This is a genomic window from Candidatus Micrarchaeum sp., from assembly GCF_016806735.1.
GTDB classification, from domain to species: Archaea; Micrarchaeota; Micrarchaeia; order Micrarchaeales; family Micrarchaeaceae; genus Micrarchaeum_A; species Micrarchaeum_A acidiphilum_A.
On the sequence record NZ_CP060530.1, the window covers coordinates 256,320 to 277,285 of the forward strand.

The 20,966-nt window shown below is 47.4% G+C and carries 3 protein-coding genes; all 3 read left to right on the top strand.

Features of this window, described 5'->3' with window-relative positions:
* Positions 1–4: 4 nt before the first annotated feature.
* The 3 genes from Micr_RS01470 (at position 5) to Micr_RS01480 (ending at position 20,896) form a co-directional block, all read left to right on the top strand.
* Complete coding sequence (locus tag Micr_RS01470) at positions 5–15,289, top strand: LamG-like jellyroll fold domain-containing protein (protein WP_203134891.1); 15,285 nt, start codon at positions 5–7, stop codon at positions 15,287–15,289.
* 373 nt (positions 15,290–15,662) lie between these two features.
* Complete coding sequence (locus Micr_RS01475; RefSeq protein WP_203134892.1) at positions 15,663–18,599, top strand: S-layer protein; 2,937 nt, start codon at positions 15,663–15,665, stop codon at positions 18,597–18,599.
* Between the two features lie 170 nt (positions 18,600–18,769).
* A complete protein-coding gene (locus Micr_RS01480; RefSeq protein ID WP_203134893.1) occupies positions 18,770–20,896 on the top strand; it encodes a hypothetical protein in 2,127 nt (708 codons plus the stop codon).
* Positions 20,897–20,966 lie beyond the last annotated feature (70 nt).

Consider the following 20,966-nt stretch of genomic DNA (forward strand, 5'->3'; position numbering starts at 1 on the left):
TCGAATGAGAAGCGAAACAGTCAAAGCGTCTGCAGGTTTTGCAGGAAAGCCACTAAGGCAGCAGAGCGTTGTGGAATTCGTACTTACATATGGCTGGGCCATACTTCTCATTGCCATAGTGCTGGGTGCGATGTACGCTGTCGGCCTTTTCAGGCCCAGCATACCTACAACATGCCTTCCAAATTCCGGGTATCTGTGCGAATCCCCTATAATGAATACTAGCGGCTATGTTGCAGTAAAGTTCGGAACTGTCAACCAGCAAAACATAGTAATAACGGGCCTGGGATGCTCGAGCGGAGACGTCGTGCCTTCAAATATAAGCTCAACCAATCTGCCTGTTTCCTCTGGCCAAGTAAAAGCCCTTGTCTTCAAGTGCCCGGTCCAGGCCCATTCAATAAATTCGCATTTTACCGGCACTCTATGGCTTCAATATACTTCCGACGGCATACCTGGCCAGCTGGGCGAAATTGGTACTCTTAGCGCGGCCGAAAGCACTCCTGACATAGTCGCTACTGCTTTCGTAAGTTCAAATTCCACATCAACAAGCACAAGCACGACTTCGACTAGCACATCCACAACTACCACTTCAACTTCAACGACTTCAACTTCTACCACTACCTCTACGTCTACTATTCCGTACGTGCCAATAATACTTAAAAATTCACAGTCGTCAAACACTCCTGCGCCGTTCCAGCAGATGGTCATAGCCAACAGCACAAAATACGCAAGCTATATCCATTCCGGATGGTCCAATGTCGAATTCACCACCGGGCCAGCAGCAACTGGCAATACTATAAGCGCATGGATAGAAAGCAATGCAACAAATTCATCCAAGACTACCGTAGTATGGCTAAAACTATTGTCAGGAATAAAAGCAAACAATTCCAGCGTAGTATACATGGATTTCATGCCTGGCAATGTGCTGTCCTCCAACGGGCCAACCGGCGAAGCTCCTCAGCTTTCGCCATCATACGCCGAATACGACGACGGTGCAAGCGTGTTCGACTTCTACGCTAATTTCGCAGGAACATCTTTGTCGTCAAACTGGACGTCTGGAGAAAGCGACGGAACCATTTCGGTAAATAACGGATTGACGGAAACAATACCGTATGATGCTGCAACTGGCAGCTATACATATGTTTCTACCTCACTGTATAAAATCAATGGTCCCGTAATTGCAGAAAGCTATGCCAACCTGAACGGGTTTGATACTACTAATTTCAGGATGGTCCCGGTAGCATTAACTCAATACAATAATCAGACTTGGCACGCAGATAATAGTGAAAATGAAAACGCAGCGGGGTGGTCTGGTAATGTTCAGGCCAATCCAACAATATCGGCAGAAACAACTACTTCGTCAGCAGCTGACGAATTTGAAAGTTCACAGATTTCGTCAAGTAACGCCTATCAATTATTTGGAATATTATATCCAGATAATGGTTCTGTATCAGTCCAATATAATTACCAAAATTGGGGTTCAACAACAACTTACGTGCCATCAACACCTCTTTATCTGACAATATCGAATTGGTTAAATCCGGCGCAATCGGAGTACTCAACAACATATCCTATTAATGTTGATTGGATACGTGTACGCGCATATCCGCCCAACGGCGTAATGCCTTCTGTCACTTTCTGGAATCAGGATGCTTCGCCATTATTAAAAATACAGAATAATACAACAGTTTATGCATCATCAAATGATATAATAAATGCAACCGCCCTATTTCCAAATACAAGCATCGAACTACTAAGAAACGGTAGTGTCATAGCTTCCGGGACGGGCAGCGTATCGTATATATTGAATTCCAACAGCAGTTCTACATGGGCGGCAGGCAGATACTATATAACCGCTTACGAACCCGGGGTAGGGGTTCCAAACACTATACAAAATATTACTATATCAAAAGCAACTCCAAAAATAAACGAAAGCGTAAGCAATCTCAATACATTTAACACAGGAACAATTTACAACTACAGCATCAAATATTCTGTAAATTCCTTCGACAACCAGCTTGATGCATACCTTTCAATAAATGGGATAAATGTATCATCAACTAACTCCATAAGCACCTACACTTTCAATATGTCAAATACTACTTCATTTTATGCTTTTACACCTGGCAACGCCAACTATACTGCGGTTGCCTTAAACAAGACAAGCGTGTATGTGGTAAGGTATCCGTACTACGTGCCCATAACAATATACAACAACCAGTCAAGCAATACTCCGGCCCCGTTCCAGCAGCTCATAAAAATAAACATGTCAAAATACGCTAATTATGCATCCGATAACCTTAGCAACATTTTCTTCTTCTACCAAAACAAGACTATAATACCTTCTTGGCAGGAGAGTGGCACAGCAGGGGCTACATTCAACGGCGCGCCTGCTTATATGATGCAAGAAGGCGGATATAAATGGATGAACAACGCAGCACAGCACTTTACAATATCTATATGGGTAAATCCTTCCTCACCAAACGGCGTAATACTAGACGAGCTGAACCAAAGCGATAGCTGGCATGACTCCTGGCTAGACTTAGTTAATGGAAACGTACAAATGAGGATATGGAATCTAGGGTGCGTGAATCTCGGTGCTATACCAGATAATCAGTGGAGCAACATAGTAATGGAGTACAACGGTTCTACTTATTCCGGATACATTAACGGCAACTTTGCCGGATCTGGCACCGGAACGCGTTCGGTCCCTGGCGGTTCATATGCCCTGTCCTACGCACTTGGCAAGAACGATACAACGAATTGCGGCTCAGGCTCTGCATTTGACGGGCTTATGCTTAACTACCAAATATACAACACAACGCTGCAGCCCAGCGGCATAAAAAGCATATATTCAAATGGAAAATACGGAACACCTCCATTCAATTCGTCCGAAGGGCTAAGCGGCTGGTGGCAGCTCAAATACAACTCCAGCGCACAGGAAGGCGGTGACAACATGGTATACAGCAACGTCAACTTTACAAGCTTGAATACTTATTATTGGCTCAAGCTCAATAATGGCATACCTGCGAACAGCAATCTTACTGTATACATGGGCTTCGCCAACAAGAGCGACATGCTGTTCAATAAACTTACAACCGGCGAAGCCCCGCAGCTTTCGCCATCATACGCCGAATACGACGACGGTGCAAGCGTGTTCAACAACTACTGGAACTTTGCTGGAACAACGCTGCCAAGTGGATGGACATCTACTACAGATTTTACGGGAAGTGTCAATAATGGACTAACAGTTACAAGCTCCTCTGCTTGGGCTGGTGTTGCTTCTGGTGCAATTACTGCATCCCCGCCAATCATATTGGATGCTTATGACGAAGTTACTTCAGAGCAAGCAGCTAACATTGGCTTCAGCTCAGGCACAAGTTTTAGTTCGACTTATTCATATTACGATTCTTACCAATACCTCCAGGCATCTGGCTCTTCGTACACGACAGCAAATATATATTATGCTACAAGTTCGGCGCAAACGGCTATTGTTACTGGCACGCTTCCTACTGCATCGAACTCTGGGTATAATGTTTATAGCGCGGTATTCACTGCTTCAAACGTGGCGCAGCTTCAAAACTATGCAAGCGTAGATTCCGCATCAACTACTGATTTATCATCCGCTTCGTATGTTTTTGCTTCAGTATACAGTGGAGCAACGGAAAAAATCCAGTGGATGCGTACGCGTGCATATCCTCCCAACGGCGTAATGCCTAGTTATAACATAGGGCTTACTTACGCTCCTGCTGCCCCAGAACTGCTAATAAACAAATCTACGATATCATATGGACACACGGACGCCATAGCTACATCCTCACAGATAAGCGGTGACGAGGTAGAGCTTTCGATAAACGGCAATGTTGTTTCGGGACCGACGTCGAACACAATAAATTATGATTTCCCAATAAGCGTTCCAGGAACTTACATAGTAAATGCTACCAATATAAACAATTCAAAAACTACCTCGCTGCAAATTACTGTAGTAAAAGCCGTTCCTGAAATCCACGGCCCAAAACCGGGATTTTATTCTAATAGCTACAATTCCACGTACTCAATCTCTACAGTTTCGAATCAGCTTACAGGAAACCTGTACGTAAACGGCGTAAAAGTCTCCGCGACGAACTCGTCCAATACTATAGAATTAAACGCCCTGGGCACATATGCGCTTATATTCAATACTACTGGCAATGCAAATTATACTTCTGCAACAACGGGCATAATAAATGTAGACATAATAAACCAGAGCGTGCCATATAAAATTCCCGATAACATCTATTATTATTCAGTAGTGCATGTGCATAACAGCCAATCTGTTCCTACAATAAAGCAGCCACAGGAATACCTGCAAATAAACGCGAGTGCATTTGAAAATTATATAAACTATAACTACAGCAGTGCAAACTTCGAATTCTTCTCGGCTAACGGCACAATCGTGCCAGGGTGGATAATAGATAATGTTTCAGGCGAAATAGGCATATGGCTAAAGCTGCCCGAAAGCATACCTGCAGGGTCAAACGAGACTGTTTATCTGGGTTTTGCACAAAAGGCCACAAACCTTCTCTCAAGCTCAGGCACAACAGGCATAGGCGAGGCACCACAGTTAAGCTCAACCTACGCCGAATACGACGACGGTACAGGCGTTTTCCAGGCCTATTTCAATGGGGTAACTCCACTTTCAGATTTCAGCGTCCAGAGTGGTTACAGCTCAGCTCAGGCATCCGGCCAGTGCGCTACAAGCCTCAATTGCAGGTCAAGCACGGTCTATTACATAAAGTCATCAGGATCTGGGGCAAGGGCGTTCGACGTTGCATACAACAAGGCATTTCCAGATAACGCAACATTAGTGCTGGGATCGAACATAGATACGACGCTAACCAACGAAGGCTTCGTGAGCCTAGGCGCAGCTTCAATGTCCTCTTCTCCTCCTGGGATAGACTATTCTGCAGGAAACGGAGACTCGTTATCAACTACGTGGCTACAGGGCGGCAACTATGGCGGTTCTCCTGGTTCAACTTCATCCACACCTCCACCATATCTTTATTACGAAATGAGTTATGTGCCAGGAGCATCTGACGTAGTAAGCACGATATACGACGAGGGTGCTTCCGTAAGCTATAACAACTATATTCCATCTTCATACTCAGGAGGTCTATACATAGGGATAGCATCCGCGACAGAATACGTAAACGAACTGGACTACTCTAGCTGGATGGCAGCTGCACAGTCCACAAGCACTGGCGTATTCCCTGCAGCAAACGTTACAAGAAATGCGCAGCCTGTAGGTTCTATAGAGCTCCTAATAAACAGCCAAAGGGAAAACACAACTCTGAATTACTCAATAATAAATATAACTGCAACATCCCTTTCCGGAATATACTCAACAGACACTGTAGAAGTGCTGCTAAACGGCAATATTATATGCACAGGAGTTGGAACATGCACCTACGATAGCCCTATCGCAGCCTCAACTTCAACATATAACGTTACAGCAAAGAACTTGAATACTTCAGCCGAGCGGACCTTCGGCCTCAAGGTGGACAAGGCCGTTCCGGAAATAAGAACAAACGCACCATATTACGGGATTAACAACGGAACAATGTACTACTCGGTCAACACTATAAATTCGCAGATAAGGGCTTACTTGTATGTGAATGGAGTCCAGGTTTCCAACACAATAAGCGAATCGAGCTACGTAGTAAATGCCATAGGCAACTACAGCCTGTATGCTTCTACGCCAGGAGATTCAAACTATACCAATTTTACAACGCCGACAAAGACAATGCACATAATACCTTCGCCAAAGTTCTTTATCCCCATACTCATAACAAACAACCAAAGCGTAGCTACTCCGGCCCCGTTCCAGCAAGAGCTCACGTTCAACAGTCTAACGTATAAATATGCCGAAGCTGGCAACCTTGACAACGTTCTATTCTTCTATGCAAACGGAACCGTAGTACCTTCATGGCTCGAATCAGGCAACAGCAACACTAGCACAAGCACGATATACTGGCTCAACATAAGCCACGGCATTCCAGCAAAGAGCTCTATAACAGTATACCTTGGCATTACAGCCAAGAACTATAGCGTATTTAACAACGTGTCAATCGGCGAAGCAGCACAGCTGTCATCCCCATACGGCGAATATGACAATATTGCCCATGTAATGGACAAGGGGCTCCTATACCAGATATGGGGCTGGGGCGGCTCAGGCATACAGTCGCAGTCGGAACTATACCAGTCTAGCATGACTCCAGGGTCCAGCTTCACTTTTGGCACTACCACAGCAACGGCGTCCCAGACATTGTATAATGCCAACTTTACCGGAGTTACGGAAGACGTTGACGGTTCATCGGAGCCATACGTAATAATAAACTACCAGAACGGCTATTCTGGAGGAGCACCGCCTCCAAACCCTCCGGTATCAAACGACAATTTCTGGCTTCTCAAAGCGATAGGATTCGTGCATTACACATCTGGCGTATCTCTCTACGGGATAGCTGACGACGCCATAGGCTTGGGATATAGCCAATATTCGACAGGCAGCATAGGGTCCTGGATCGGAGGTACAAACAATCCAAACAACACGATAAGCGAATGGAAAGCAGAGGGTGCAACCGTATATTCAGGCACAATATCGAGCAGCGGGGATTATCCGATAGAACTAGATTTCGAGAACCAGAATGGCCCTGGGTATATAGGCATGTGGTCGAATTCACCTCTAAATTACTACTCTGCAGCATATCCTCCTGACGGCGTAATGCCGAGCGCTGGTGTGGAAGCCATAAACGGGCCTCCAGCGCTGAACATAACCTACGATACCATAGCGTATTCGAACACAACGGATTATATATACGCCACTGGACGCCCTTCGAACAACACTGTCGAAATACTCATAAATGGAAACGTTGTCGATACGGGCATAGGGACATTGAACTACACTCTGCCAATACTTCCTGCAGGAACATACAAAATAGAGGCATATGACACTAACAAAAACCTTTCAACAAACGGCACCATAACTATAATCAAAGCAGTTCCTGAAATAACAGAGACAAGCGGCGGCACATATTCCAAAAACTATACGATAGGCTTCGCTTCCAACACTGTAAACGACCAGCTTACGCTCAACCTTTACGTGGACAATGCAATAGTGGCATCCACAAATTCCGTTTCAGACTATCCAATAAACAAGGTGGGCAATTACACATTCTTCGCAGGCACTGCAGGCAATGCCAACTACACGGCCAGGAATCTTACTTTGCAGCAGCTGCACGTGATACCTAAACAGGTGCCATCAATTGTTCCTAATGACATTGCCTATTATGTTCCGATTGTGATAGCCAACAATCAGCCAGTCGCTACGCCTGCGCCCTTCCAGGAAATGCTTACTGTCGATAGCGCGCTGTATAAGCAATATGAAAACGGCTCTTTGGAGAACGTCAAATTCTTCTATTCAAACGGCACCACAGTGCCCTCGTGGCTCTATTCTGGCAATTCGAACCACAGCACCTCTTCGATATACTGGGTAAAGCTTTCCGGAGGCATAAGCGCAGACTCGTACCAGACAATATTCATGGGATTCAGCACAATGGAAGCCGTCATAATGAACAACAGGACAACCGGTGAAGCCCCACAGCTGAGCAAGGTATATGGCCAGTATGACGATATAGCTGGCGTAATGAACCCTGGCCTGCTATACGAGGTGTATTACAACGGTGCCGTAACCGGATGCGTCCCGACTGATAACGACGTATATGCTGCAGTAGTGTACAGCGGCTATTCGATAAACGGATCATGCAGTCCAATAACTTCGAGCACGCTGCCATCGCTGACTCCGGTAACCGGGACATCTCAGTCTGTTGACGGAACGGGGGAGAACAACGTGCTTATAAACGTTGAAGGGGGCTATACCGGCGGCTCTCCGTTCCCGAACCCCCCAGTTTCCAACTACGATGATATAATAGTCACCAAGAGCATAGGATTTGCAGATTCAAAGCAGCCTGTCAATTTCTATGTCAAAATAGACGATGCAGGCCAGCTCGGCTATTCGAACTACACCCTTAACGGCTCGGAAGAAAACTGGCTGGGCAGTTATTCAAATTCCTACAATATAATCAACGAATGGCACGCCGAAGCCGCAACACAATACAATGGCATAGTGACTGGCACAGGCGCCTACCGCATACAATATGACTACGCCAACCAGGGCGGTCCAGGCTATTGGAGCTTATGGTCCAATTCAAGCGTTAACTATTACAGCCCTTCTGCACAGCCAAACGGCGTAATGCCCGCTTACACAACAGGCCAGCTCGGCTACGGCATGAACAGGCTTATAATAGCCAATAACCCCGCACAGTACCACGTAAAGAGCGGGGTCATAGCTGTAGGGCTAAACCTTACCAACAATATCGACATATATGTCAATGGCTCATTCGTCAAAAACGGCACTGGCATAGTCAATTATACCGAAGACAACCTTCCACTTGGCAATTTCAGCGTCAAGAGCGTGAACCTGGCAACAAGCAACACCATAACCGAAAACCTGCGCATAATACCGAACGACCCGTTCCTTATAATACAGTTCCCGCAGTCGCTCTACGGGGACCAGAACAATATAACTGGAATATCAAACGTCACAGGTGACAGGATAGAGCTGCGCCTCGAGGACGGAGTCATACTGTCAACAGCATCAAACACTGTTGTTTACGATGGCAATACGCTAAAGCCCGGCAAGTACAACATAACCGCAATAGACCTAAACCAGCCGGCATATTCGCAAACAAAAAGCCTTACGATACTGCCTCCGAACGTGACTCTTAGCATACAGCACCAAACTGCACTATATTATACTAATGACCTTCTGAACGCAACGACCTCCCAGCCGCTAGACCATGTGACCATAGCCATAAACGGCACGGTTGTCGCAAATTCGACTTCGAAGACTTCATATACGGAAAACTCGCTGCCCCTGGGGGTTTATCCTGTGCAGGCGTGCGATGCGGATTCGCTCACGTGCACCAACATCGAAAACCTTACGATAGCTCCTAACGACCCGCACATATCCATACAAAACAGGCTTGCCGAATTCGGCCAGAACGACACGATAACTGCAACGTCAAACGTCACCGGAGACAATGTCAGCATAATAATAAACGGGAAGGTTGTGGCATCGGGCGCAGGTGCTGCATACTTCAATACTGCGTCGCTGGTTCCTGGAACGTACAACGCCACTGCTGAAGATACTGTGCAGCCGGCTTATTCGCAGCCCTTGCAATTCGAAGTGACCGGCCAGGTGGTTTCACCTGCAGGAATACTTAACTATGTTCCAATACTGATAACAAACAACCAGAGCGTAGCTACGAAAGCGCCATTCCAGCAGATGATAGAAGTAAACGCCCAGAACTACGTCTCATACGAATCCGGAGGCATGCAAAATGTCGAATTCTCCTACTCAAACGGCACCATAATACCTTCGTGGTTCGAGGGCAGTCTGGCAAACGAATCCAAAACGACATCCCTCAACGAGTCTGCAGGCGATGTTTACTGGCTTAAAATAGCAAACGGCATCCCAGCAAAGAGCTCCATAACAGTATACATGGATTTCGCGGCAGTAGGCAAGAATCTGCTCAATTCAAATTCAACCGGAGAGGCCCCGCAGCTAAGCTCAACATATGCGCAATATGACAACGGTGCGAACATATTCAACAATTATTGGAATTTCGCCGGGACATCGATGCCGAGCGGATTTACCGAATACTCAAATGGCGGTTCTACGAGCGTTGACAACGGCCTCAACATTGATCTTGCAAGCAGCGGAGATTATATGTCATTCGTATACGGGACTCCAATAAGTGCAAATGACACGATAGTTGAGACCTACGATTCTGGAACAAGGGGCAATGGCCCTACAGACCTTGGAATGTACCAGTCAAACAGTGGCAGTGCAGGCGGCTATGCCGGCGTTGCAAACACGTGGGGCTGGGGATATGGCACCATAAGCAGCGGCTACAGCAACCTGGGCAGGCCTTTCGACATTTCCGACGGCGACGGTGTAGCTAGCATATACTGGATAGGCAGCGGAAACGAGGGCGTAGGGTGGAATTATGATTTTGTTTCAAGCACAAACACCAACGAGGCGTTCCATAGCAGCGCATACATGACAATCGGAATCGGCTATGCAGCTGCAGGCTCCGACATCAATTATTACTGGCTCCGCACAAGATATTATCCTCCCAACGGCGTAATGCCTTCAGTAGACTTCGGCACTGAGAGATCAACAACTGGCGCTTATCTAAACATAAGGCACAATCCATCGCTCTACAGGACAAACGACACTTTCACCGCAATAGCTTCGAATGCCACTTACATAATAGAAATACTCAAGGACGGCACCCTTGTCTCAAGAGGCTCGGGCAGCACTTCCTACACCGAAAACGATTTTGCCATAGGCGCATACAATATAACTGCAGACAACCTCAACACCGGCAATACTACAACGCTAAAACTTTCAGTGATACAAAATCCTCCAAGGCTGAGCGTATCTAAAACAAAGCTTCTATTCGGCCAGGAGGACACAATAAGCGCCTATTCGAACGTCACCGGAGACAAGATTGCGATAGAAATATCCAATTCCATAGTTTCTGAAGGAATAAACAACGCCACATATGCAGAAACAAACTTAAGCATAGGCAACCACACGGTAGTGGCTGAAGACCTAAACGCCAGCAACTTGGCCCAGTCGGCACCACAGGTCATAACGGTTCTCAAGAACCCGCCAAGGCTTGAGATTGAATCCTCAAATTCGCCTTACGGCAAGGACGACAATATCACTGCAATATCCAATGTCACCGGCAACAGGGTTCAGATACTGGTCAACAACGCAATAGTCGCGAACGCAACTGGCACCACAGTATACAACGCCAACACGCTGACAGTCGGTACATACAACATAACAGCAAGGGACATAAGCCCCAACGACACTTCGCAGACGTCCAACACCCTTACCATAGAACCTCCAAACATAGAGCTATATTTCACATCCAATCCGAGCTTCTATGGCAACAGGAACGAAATTACCGCGGAAGCCTCGATTGGCATCGACAACGTTACGCTTAGCATAAACGGAAACTTAGTGGCAATAGGCGTTGGCAAGGCTAACTTCACAGAATCAAATTTCAGCGTGGGCAACTATACTGTCCAGGGCTGCGACACTACTGCGAAGTTCTGCACAGCCAATACAACGCTAAGGGTGGAGCCGAACCCTCCACTGCTGACAATCCAGCACAATCCGATGCTGTACGATCAGGACAACAACATAACTGCAAAAGCCAACAATACTGGGTCAGGCATAAAGCTGCTGATAAATGGCACGGTTGTAGAAAACGGCACCAATGAGGTCTTCTACAACGCGAAATCGCTGGCTCTCGGCACATACAACATAACCGCGGAAAGCCTGAGCGACAACGTGCTTGCGGTAACAACTGCAAAACTCACAGTCAACAAGAACCTTCCGATACTGTCGATACAGAACCGCACTCCGCTATACAGGAATACAAACCTCATATCGGTGCTGGCAAATGTAACAGGATATCCGATAGAGCTCTTAATAAACGGCACAGAGGTGGCCAACGGAATAGGAAACATAACCTATGATGCGGACACGCTCAAGCCTGGCAACTATTCTGTCATAGCTGCAGATACAAATTCGTCCAATCCATCTACCGTAAATTCCACGATAAAGGTCCTGGCTCCAAAGGTATCAATAACTCCTGTCAAAGGATCACCGGAATACGGGCTTAACTTCACCCTTGAGGCCAACACCACGCAGAAACTCGATACCGTCAACATGTCAATAGGCAACACTCTTATAGGAAGGTCAGCTTCGCATTTCAACTATACAGAGGACAATTTGAGCATAGGCACATACAACATAACCGCGTGCGATGTCAATGCAAGCGTGTGCGCAAAGTACTCGCTCACAATATCCAAAAATTATCCTTCGCTGAAGCTCAGCCAGAATCCGTCGCCATACGGAACTCCGAACTATGCAACCGTAAACACGTCACTGCACGGCAAGGTTGTTGCGCTCTCGATAAACGGAAACGTCGTGGCACGTTCGCCGAACGGCCTGGTATACAACCTTACAAACCTGACCACGGGCACTTACAGCCTACTCGCACAGGTCAACGACAGCGCGGATGACAACGCCACGACTTCGGTATCGCTTTCAGTAACGACCCCGCAGGCATACATAAGGATAAGCAACGACCCGGAGCTCTTCAACCAGAGCGGCTACATAAACGCCTCGGCTTCGCTCAAGACCGCTCCTGTTGCGCTTTACATAAACGGCACCAAGGTTGCCAATGCAACCGGCAGCGTATCGTACAGCGAGGCCAAGCTAAAGATAGGCAGCTATTCGATAAAGGCCTGCGATACGTATTCAGGCGCGTGCTCGTACTCTTCGCTAGTGGTTGTGCCAAACCCACCAGGGCTTTCGGTGCAATACTATAAGCCGCTCTACAACCAGAACGACACGGTAGTGGCTGTGACAAACATAAGCAGCTACGGCATACAGGTAAAGCTCAATGGCAACGTCATAGCGAACAATACCAAGTTTTACAGCTTCAATACAAAGGGCTTTGCGCCGGGGCTCTACAACGTGACTGCAACCGAACTGGATGCAAACGATTCGTACGCCGAATCCACCGCCTTTATAACAGTGGAAAAGCCTGCGATAAGCCTAAGCTTTACAAGCAATACTCCATATTATTCTGCCACAGATGTCATAAACGCAACAACCTCGCAGCCTTCTGACATTATAGCCCTATACATAAACGGCAACGTAATCTCAAAGTCCAAGTCAAGGGTCTCTTATTCGGAGAACAGCCTTGCCATAGGCACATACAACATAACCGCATGCGATCTCAACGCGAGCTCGTGCGGTTCTGCCAAGATTTACGTAATGCCAAATCCTCCAATACTTGCAATAAAGAGGAGCCCTGAGCTGTACAGCGCCAACGACACGATAACGGCAACCGCAAACGTCACCGGCAACAGGGTTCAGATACTGGTCAACAACGCAATAGTCGCGAACGCAACGGGCAGCGCCACTTACAACGCAAACGTGCTTTCTACCGGCACATACAACATAACAGCAAGGGACATAAGCCCCAATGACACTTCGCAGACGTCCAGGCAGCTTGACGTCATACCAAACCCTCCATTGCTCACAATCCAGCACAACCCGAACGTCTATTCAAGGAACGATACCATAAGCGCAAGGGCCAACCTGTCTCTGAACAGGGTGTCGCTCTTCATAAACGGCAAGGCAGTAGTATCAAACGCCATAAATGCCACTTACAATGCCAACGTGCTTGCAGTTGGCACATACAACATAACAGCAGAAGACCTAAACGCCAGCAACATAGCTTACTCCACTGAATACCTCTCCATAGTGCCAAACCCTCCGCTGCTCACAATCCAGCACAACCCAGTTTTGTACGGCGTCAACGATTCCATAAGGCTGGAATCAAACATAACAGGAAACCCTGTGGCACTATTCATAAACGGCACAGAAGTGGCCAACGCCATAGACAATCTGACTTATGTGGAAAATGCATTGGCGATAGGCAACTACATACTGACGGTCAAGGACACAAGCCCGTCCAACCCTGCAAGCTTTAACACTACTCTATACGTGCTTCCAAACGATCCGCTGCTAAGGGTACAGGGCAATCCGGCTATGCCAGGGCAGAACGATACGATAAGCGCCATAGCAAACAAGAGCAGCGATTCTGTAGAGCTCCTGATAAACGGTACCGAAGTGGCATCGGGCATCGGAACCGTAAACTACGACACCAACAGGCTTGCCGTAGGGTACTATTCATTGGTTGCTGTCGACACCGTACAGCCGGCGTATTCGAAGAAACTGGTGTTCGCGGTGGCGAACACGCCGATTGCTCCTACAAACATAACATCGCTCATACCTATACTCATAACAAACAACCAAAGCGTAGCTACTCCGTCACAGTTCCAGCAGCTGCTGCACATAAACAGCAGCGCCTATTCGACTGCCGAAAAGGCAAACCTCTCCAACGTTGAGTTCTTCTACGGCAACGGCACAGTGATACCCGCATGGATAGAGCAGAACGCAACATCATCTTCAAAACAGACTGCTTATTGGATAAAGCTGCTTTCAAGCATACCTGCAAAAGGCAGGCAGATAGTGTACATGGGCTTCTCGAACTCCGACATATTCTCACAGCACACAACCGGAGAAGCTGCACAGCTCTCTTCAACCTATGCAGAATACGACAACGGGCAGAATGTCTTCAATTATTATACGGACTTTGCAGGGACTAGCGCCAATACTAGCCAGTACACTGTCAACGGTATAGCAACTATAGACAACGGGCTGATTCTGCCTCCGGGCAACAAGACCAGCTACGTTTCAAGCGTCAAGGAATACGATACCGCAACAAACGAGTCCGACATATACTGGGATGCAACTACGCCGCTCAAGAACGCAATAACGCTTGGATACAACGCTTCGCACTCAGTCACAGTAGTGAACGCACTGTTCTGGGCCGTCAACAACCATAACTACAGGCTATTTACCGCAAAGAGCATATTCAACAACTTCGAGAACGGGCTGGACCTTTCCGGGGATTACGTGTTCTCCAACTACAACATAGGCAACAGAAGCTACGGCTCATATTCAAGCCTGGCACAGGAGCAGAACTATACGTCATACAATACGTCAACATACTCATTCAACAGCAAGGCGTTCCTGCAGGTTGAGAACAACCCGAACAACAGGACCACAGGCGTTTCGGTAGATGTCTACTGGATGAGGACAAGGTCAACGCCTCCAAACGGCGTAATGCCATTAGCAAGCTACGGGCTTCTCCACACTCATTCGGTTGGCAGCTGCAACATAACTGCTTCAACGAGCCGCATAAGCCTGGGCACGCTGTTCGCCAACACCAGCGAGGCGACCAAGGAGCCGATAGCGCTTACAAACCACGGCAACTCAACTGCGTACGTATACGCATACGGCAGCAAATGGGTATCGCAGTCGCACTACTTCGGCCCGACAAACACTACGTACGCCAACCTAACCGGGGTTCCATGGGCTCTTGCAGGAAGGATATTCAACATACAGAGGAACTGGATAGTCAGCATAGCACCTGGCTCCTCGGCGACAGTGTACATAGGTGCAGACATACCGAACTCCACCTATGAAGGCAATTACTCGCAGAGCATATACTTCGTGAGCGACTGCGCCTGATCAAGCAAGGCATCTTCTTTGCGCTATGCAAACAAAAGCCCCAAGATACAATATAATATACTATAAAGGCCATATGTATGCAAGGCCATTGCATTGTTGCTGGCAAATACGCTACATTGGCTTTGCATATCATGCAATTTTGCACTCAATAACTGTATTTCCATCGCTAGTTTACGCGTGCATACGGAAAATACCATAAAAGCGGAAAATCCCTGTTTCGAGGCACAAATCCGTTGATAAAAGAAACCAACCCTGACAATCAACGTAGTTCGGTATTAAACGTATAAAACAAATTTTAAATAAGTCCAAAGCTTTAAATACTTTTCATAAAATGGTATTCACAAACAAACGTGTAAAGCGTTTAAGTGATAGAATGAAAAGTCTAAACCCAAAGAGGATAGCAGCTGTCGTAGGAGGCGCAGCTTTGTTAGCGACAGGCCTTGCGTTCGCAGGACCGATCTCCGTCCAGAACGTACCTATAATAAGCAATAGCGGACAACCACTAGTGCAGATAGTCGTAGGAACATTGGCAAAACCATCGGACGGAGTAGCAGCGGCAAACATTGCAGCAGCGATAGGAAACCTTGCATTCACAAGCGTTCCGGTAACCGCAAGCGTCAACACGACGCAGGCAGCGAAGGTTCTGCATGCAGTGATACCATCAAGCGCAAAGTACTCGCTCACGAACCAGCAGGTCTACTTCAACGAGAGCACAACAGCCTACATAAGCGGAACCTATTCGTTCAGCGCATTGATTGGCTCAGTGTTCAACAGGGGAGTAAAGACAGACCAGTACGGAGCAACAAAGACGCTTCAGAGCTCATCGCAGTACACGTACCCAGAAGTAAACACAATAACACCTAGCGGCGTATCGATGCCGAGCCCATTCACAACGTATGGTAGCGTACCTTTTGAGTACTCTGTGACAGCAAGCACGAGCGGCGGCGGAGTTACATTCTCATCATTTACTACTAACAGCGTAAATGACAACATACTCAGGGTAACACCAACTCAGCTTCCTGCATTGGCAAGCAACATGGGTGCGAACCTAGAAAGCGAGTACCTGTGGCTTACAGGCATGCCAGTATTTGACCAGGGAAGCAACAACAACATAAATCAGTTCAACCTGACAAACGTTGGCGGTGCATACCAGGCAGTATTCGGCAACCCAATAGAATTCAGGAGCTCATCAAACGGAGTAAACAACGCACAGATACAGCTCTTCGGCCAGAACTGGACCATAATAAACTACATGCTTCCAGGAACAAGCTCATACAACAGCACAGCTGGTGTATCAAATACAATATCACTAGATACTGTGGCTGGAGGAGGCCTTAGCCTTGCTTCATCGCTTGAGCCTGAAAAGACAGTTTATGTAGGCCAGAACTACTCTACTGGAGGAGCTGAAAACTTCACAGTACAAGTGGCAGACATTGGACAGCCAAACAGCAACGGCATAAGCCCAGCAGCATTGAAAGTATACCTAAACGGTGCGCTTTACAACACGACTGCAGTTAATCCGGGCACAACCGCAAAGTTCAATGACAGCGGCCACAACCTGTATGTGAAGGTCTATCAGACATTCGCAGGATTGTATGCATATGAGAAGTACGCAAAGATACAGCTGTACTCCAACGTGGTAAACGTAACGAGCGGAAACGAGTTCAACAGCACATACGACAAGGGCTGGAACGTCGATCTGCTTTGGACAAACACCACAAGCACAACGTCAGCAGGCAACGCAATAGCACTGCAGAGCATAATAGTGTTCAACACAACTCCGACATACCTGACACCTGGACAGAGCTTTGACTTCATAGGAAGCCCGAAGGCATACAAGCTCACGTTCGAGCAGCCATCATTCGGAAGCGGAACATACACTCCAGTGTCACTAAAAACTAGCGAGTCCAATGTCAAGTACATAAACCCGGGAAGCTTAGGCGAGAACATAACTGAGCCAGTGCAAATGCTCACGGTATCGGCACCATCCTCATTGAGCAATGCGTTCACAGTGGGCGGAGTTCCATCGAGCAGCGTAACATACGACCTGATACCTCTGTCATTCAGCAATACAGGCACCTTTGTACCAGCCAACACTATATCTGCAGATCTTAATGTGGATTCAAACTTTGCCAACCAGATAAGCTCAACGCATCCGTTGACTGTTAAGTTCCAGGGACTCACATCTTCTTCAAACACGTTGGTAACTGCTACAAACACACTGACAACCATTGGTACATTCACTCCAACATTCCCGCAGAACGTAAAGGAGATAACAAACATAACAGTAAGCTACGTGCTTCCTGGAATGCGTATATCTACATCAAGTGCAGGGGGCGCAGCTTTGACTTCCAATACTCCGGCAGAGATGTACTTGAGGTCAGGACAGTCCAACTACAACCTAATAACAGCATCTAGCGCACAGATACAGTTCAACCAGAACAACGGGCAGAGGCCAGACTTCAACATAAATCCAGCACCTGTGGCAAACGGCATCAAAGTTGGCAACTCTTACGAGCTGTTCAGCTACACGATGTCTGAATATCCAGTACCTGCAAACCAGACGTCTATAGATAGCTTCGCAGTAGGAATAGTCAACTCAAGCAGTGCAAGCCCAACAAGCCCGTTCATCCTGAACTACTCTGCTGGCGCTAGCTCCTCAAACATAGCGCACGACAACGTCACATATGAGACAAACACGCAGGGCAGCACCGTAATAATCAACGCTGCACAGGGCTTCTATTCCGAAAAGGGAAGCGAAGTAGCCTCGATATCGCCAAGCTCAGTGACAATCAACTTCGCAAGGGGAGTTGACATGCTGAACTTCGTGGTAAGCCCATACAACATAACGGCAGTGTCGAAACACTTCAAGACAGTTGGCCCAGTAGGCATAGGACAGCCAGTGCCGAACGTTCCGAACGTGACTGTAGCAAACGTAACAGCTAACATATCAGTCAGCGACGTGAGCGGTGCAACAGTGACTGGAATAAGCAACCTGACAGCCATACCATCAGTATCAAGTGCAACGACTCCGGTCTTGCTGAAGAACCTGACAACATCGCCTCTGGTAGTGTTGAACAGCACAGCAAACCCAAGCAGCAACCTGATATTGATAGGAAGCGGCTTCGTCAACGGGCTGAGCGCACAGGTGCAGGCAGCGAACAACGTGACATTCACGCCAACGAGCGCACCGGTATTGCAGGCATTCGGATCAAACAGGGTCCTGATAGCCGGATACTACGCCAACCAGACAACTGCGGAAGCAAACGCGTTCATACAGGACCTGTACGCATCGGCAAGCACGAGCTAATCGCATTAGCTTGACACAACAAGTGGTTTAGAAAGGCGTTTTGCCTTTCCCATTTTCTTATTCTTTTTATTTCCCTATATTCAAGCGTGAGCTTTTTCCATGTAAAATTTTTCCTAACACTGCGTGATATCTTTATAAATATTGCTTCGGAATAATTACACGGTGCGACCATGCGTAGTTACGTTTACGTTCCTCTGCTGTTGATGCTTCTTGTCGGTATGTCTGCTGCTGGAACTTCTCCGCAGCTGTCGTCATATCTCTCTTCTTACGTTCCGAATTCGGTAATAGCGAATTCAACGTTCACGAACATAAGTTATGGGACAGGAACATATGCGCTCATGCACATAAGCAGCTCGCAGAACATATTGATAAACACGACAAACGGCCATTATTCCATAGTAACAAACAATGCGACTGCGTATTCGATACTTGCACCATACCTGAAAAAAGAATATGCTCCCAGCTCATCGCTTATAAATAAGGTAAATTCCACAATGGCGCTTTACCAGAAGCAGGCCAATCCTCCGCTGGCAGATTGCCTCATAGAAACAGGAGTGGGAAGGCTTAACCTTCTCAATACTACAAGCTTGAACAACAACACCGCAACACAGGCGTGCTTTACTGTGCCCGAGTGCAGGAAGAGCTTCTACAACTACAGCGGAGAGACTGGGCCTCTGATCGCAGGAATACGCGACTTCGGAACGCAGTACATAAACCTGAACAACAGCTACCGCAGCTTCTTCAATCTTGCGTCAACACTGAACTCGAGCAATTTCTATTCCAATGTCGAGGGCATGCTGACCGACATAAATAATCTCACGACAATACAGAGGACAATGCCGAGCAATCCGATATTCCCTCTTCCCTCGAATTTCAATCCGTCGCTCTTGTCAAACTGCCAGAACTATGATCAGAACAACCCCAACATACCATATTACTGCCAGGACATAGGCGACTGCGAATACACTACGTTCAATTCCACCACGCTCAACGACGCATATTCCCAGGTCTCAGGTCTGCTTTCACTTCCAGTCTACAACAAGACAATACAGTCCTATGCCGACAATGCCACCGCAACGGCAGTGAGCTACATAGAGCCTGTGATAATAAAGCAGAACACAACTGCATTTGACGCTTTCCTGAACGTCACGCTTCCAAAGTACAATTCTACGGTATCGAACGCAACCTTTGCGCTTTCTAAGATATCGAATTCGTCATTGTCTTACATGCTTTCTTCCCTTAAGTCAGAGATGTCGAGAGTATTGAGCGCCGGCATATACCAAAACGTAAGCAAGGCCAATACAGTTGTAAGCTCTGAGATAAGCAACGTGTCTAAGTTGACTTCCACGCTGCTGCTGCCTTACAACGAGCTGCTTGCAAGCATGCAGAATTCAACCGCAACAATAACGCTGAAGCAGCTGGACTACAAAGTGCCTCCGGAGGAAGCATCATTTCTCGCAATACAGCAGCAGAAGCTCAGCTCTGAAATAAGCTCGGGAAAGATGAACAAGAGCGAGATAGCTTCGCTGATGGCGAGCAGCTCGTCGCTCTCGAGCAAAGCCTCTTCATTGTCTGCGCCGCTAAGCCTCGCAGCCTTCGTAAAGGGCGTTGACGGCGGCCTCGTATCCGCAATGCTGTACGGCAGCTCTGCCAGCATAGCCTCAAAGGAAGCCAGCGCTCCATTCTACGCTGCGCTCATATCCTTCATAATAGCGCTTGTATTGATACTTGTGTTCTACGGCATGACATACGCAAGGCTTTCGCACAAGCGCAAGCTCAGGAACAGCAAAAGGGTAAAGAGGGCATGGCTATTCCTGTTCATAGGATTGCTTGTGCTAGGGCTCATATACGCTGCAATAACCTACAGCATAGCAGCCTCTGCATCCTCATTCCTGCCCGCAAGCTCGTTCATGGCAAGCGCAGCATCAAGCAATACAGTGCTGATAGCCATAAACGGCACAAATACGCTTAGCTTGAGCGGAATAAGCGCAGGCTCGCTTGGTTGTGCGGGATCGCTTGAGCAGACGCTCAAGAACGCAGGAAAGCGCACAGGCATAATAGCGGTGCAGAACTATACGTGCACAGTGAGCAATATTACAAGCTCGAGCAGCGGCTCGGCATGCTACAACGACATACTTGGCTCTGGTACTCCTCTCATACAGATAGATCAGGCCAATTCGAGCTACGTAAGCTACAAGGGCATGTATGGCACTGTGCTGTACGCTTCAGGGCCGTCAGCCACTGGAGCAGACTGCTATCTCAATACCATGCTGAAGCAGGCAATATCAAAGCAATAAGGTGTTTTTCTGGCATCAAAGAACGATTCGGAGAAGAATGACAAGACCCAGGGGCGCAAACCGCGCAGGA

Excerpts from the sequence above, each read along its gene's own strand:
- Micr_RS01470 (WP_203134891.1), top strand. The coding sequence starts at position 5 with ATGAGAAGCGAAACAGTCAAAGCGTCTGCAGGTTTTGCAGGAAAGCCA.
- Micr_RS01475 (WP_203134892.1), top strand. The coding sequence starts at position 15,663 with ATGAAAAGTCTAAACCCAAAGAGGATAGCAGCTGTCGTAGGAGGCGCA.
- Micr_RS01480 (WP_203134893.1), top strand. The coding sequence starts at position 18,770 with ATGCGTAGTTACGTTTACGTTCCTCTGCTGTTGATGCTTCTTGTCGGT.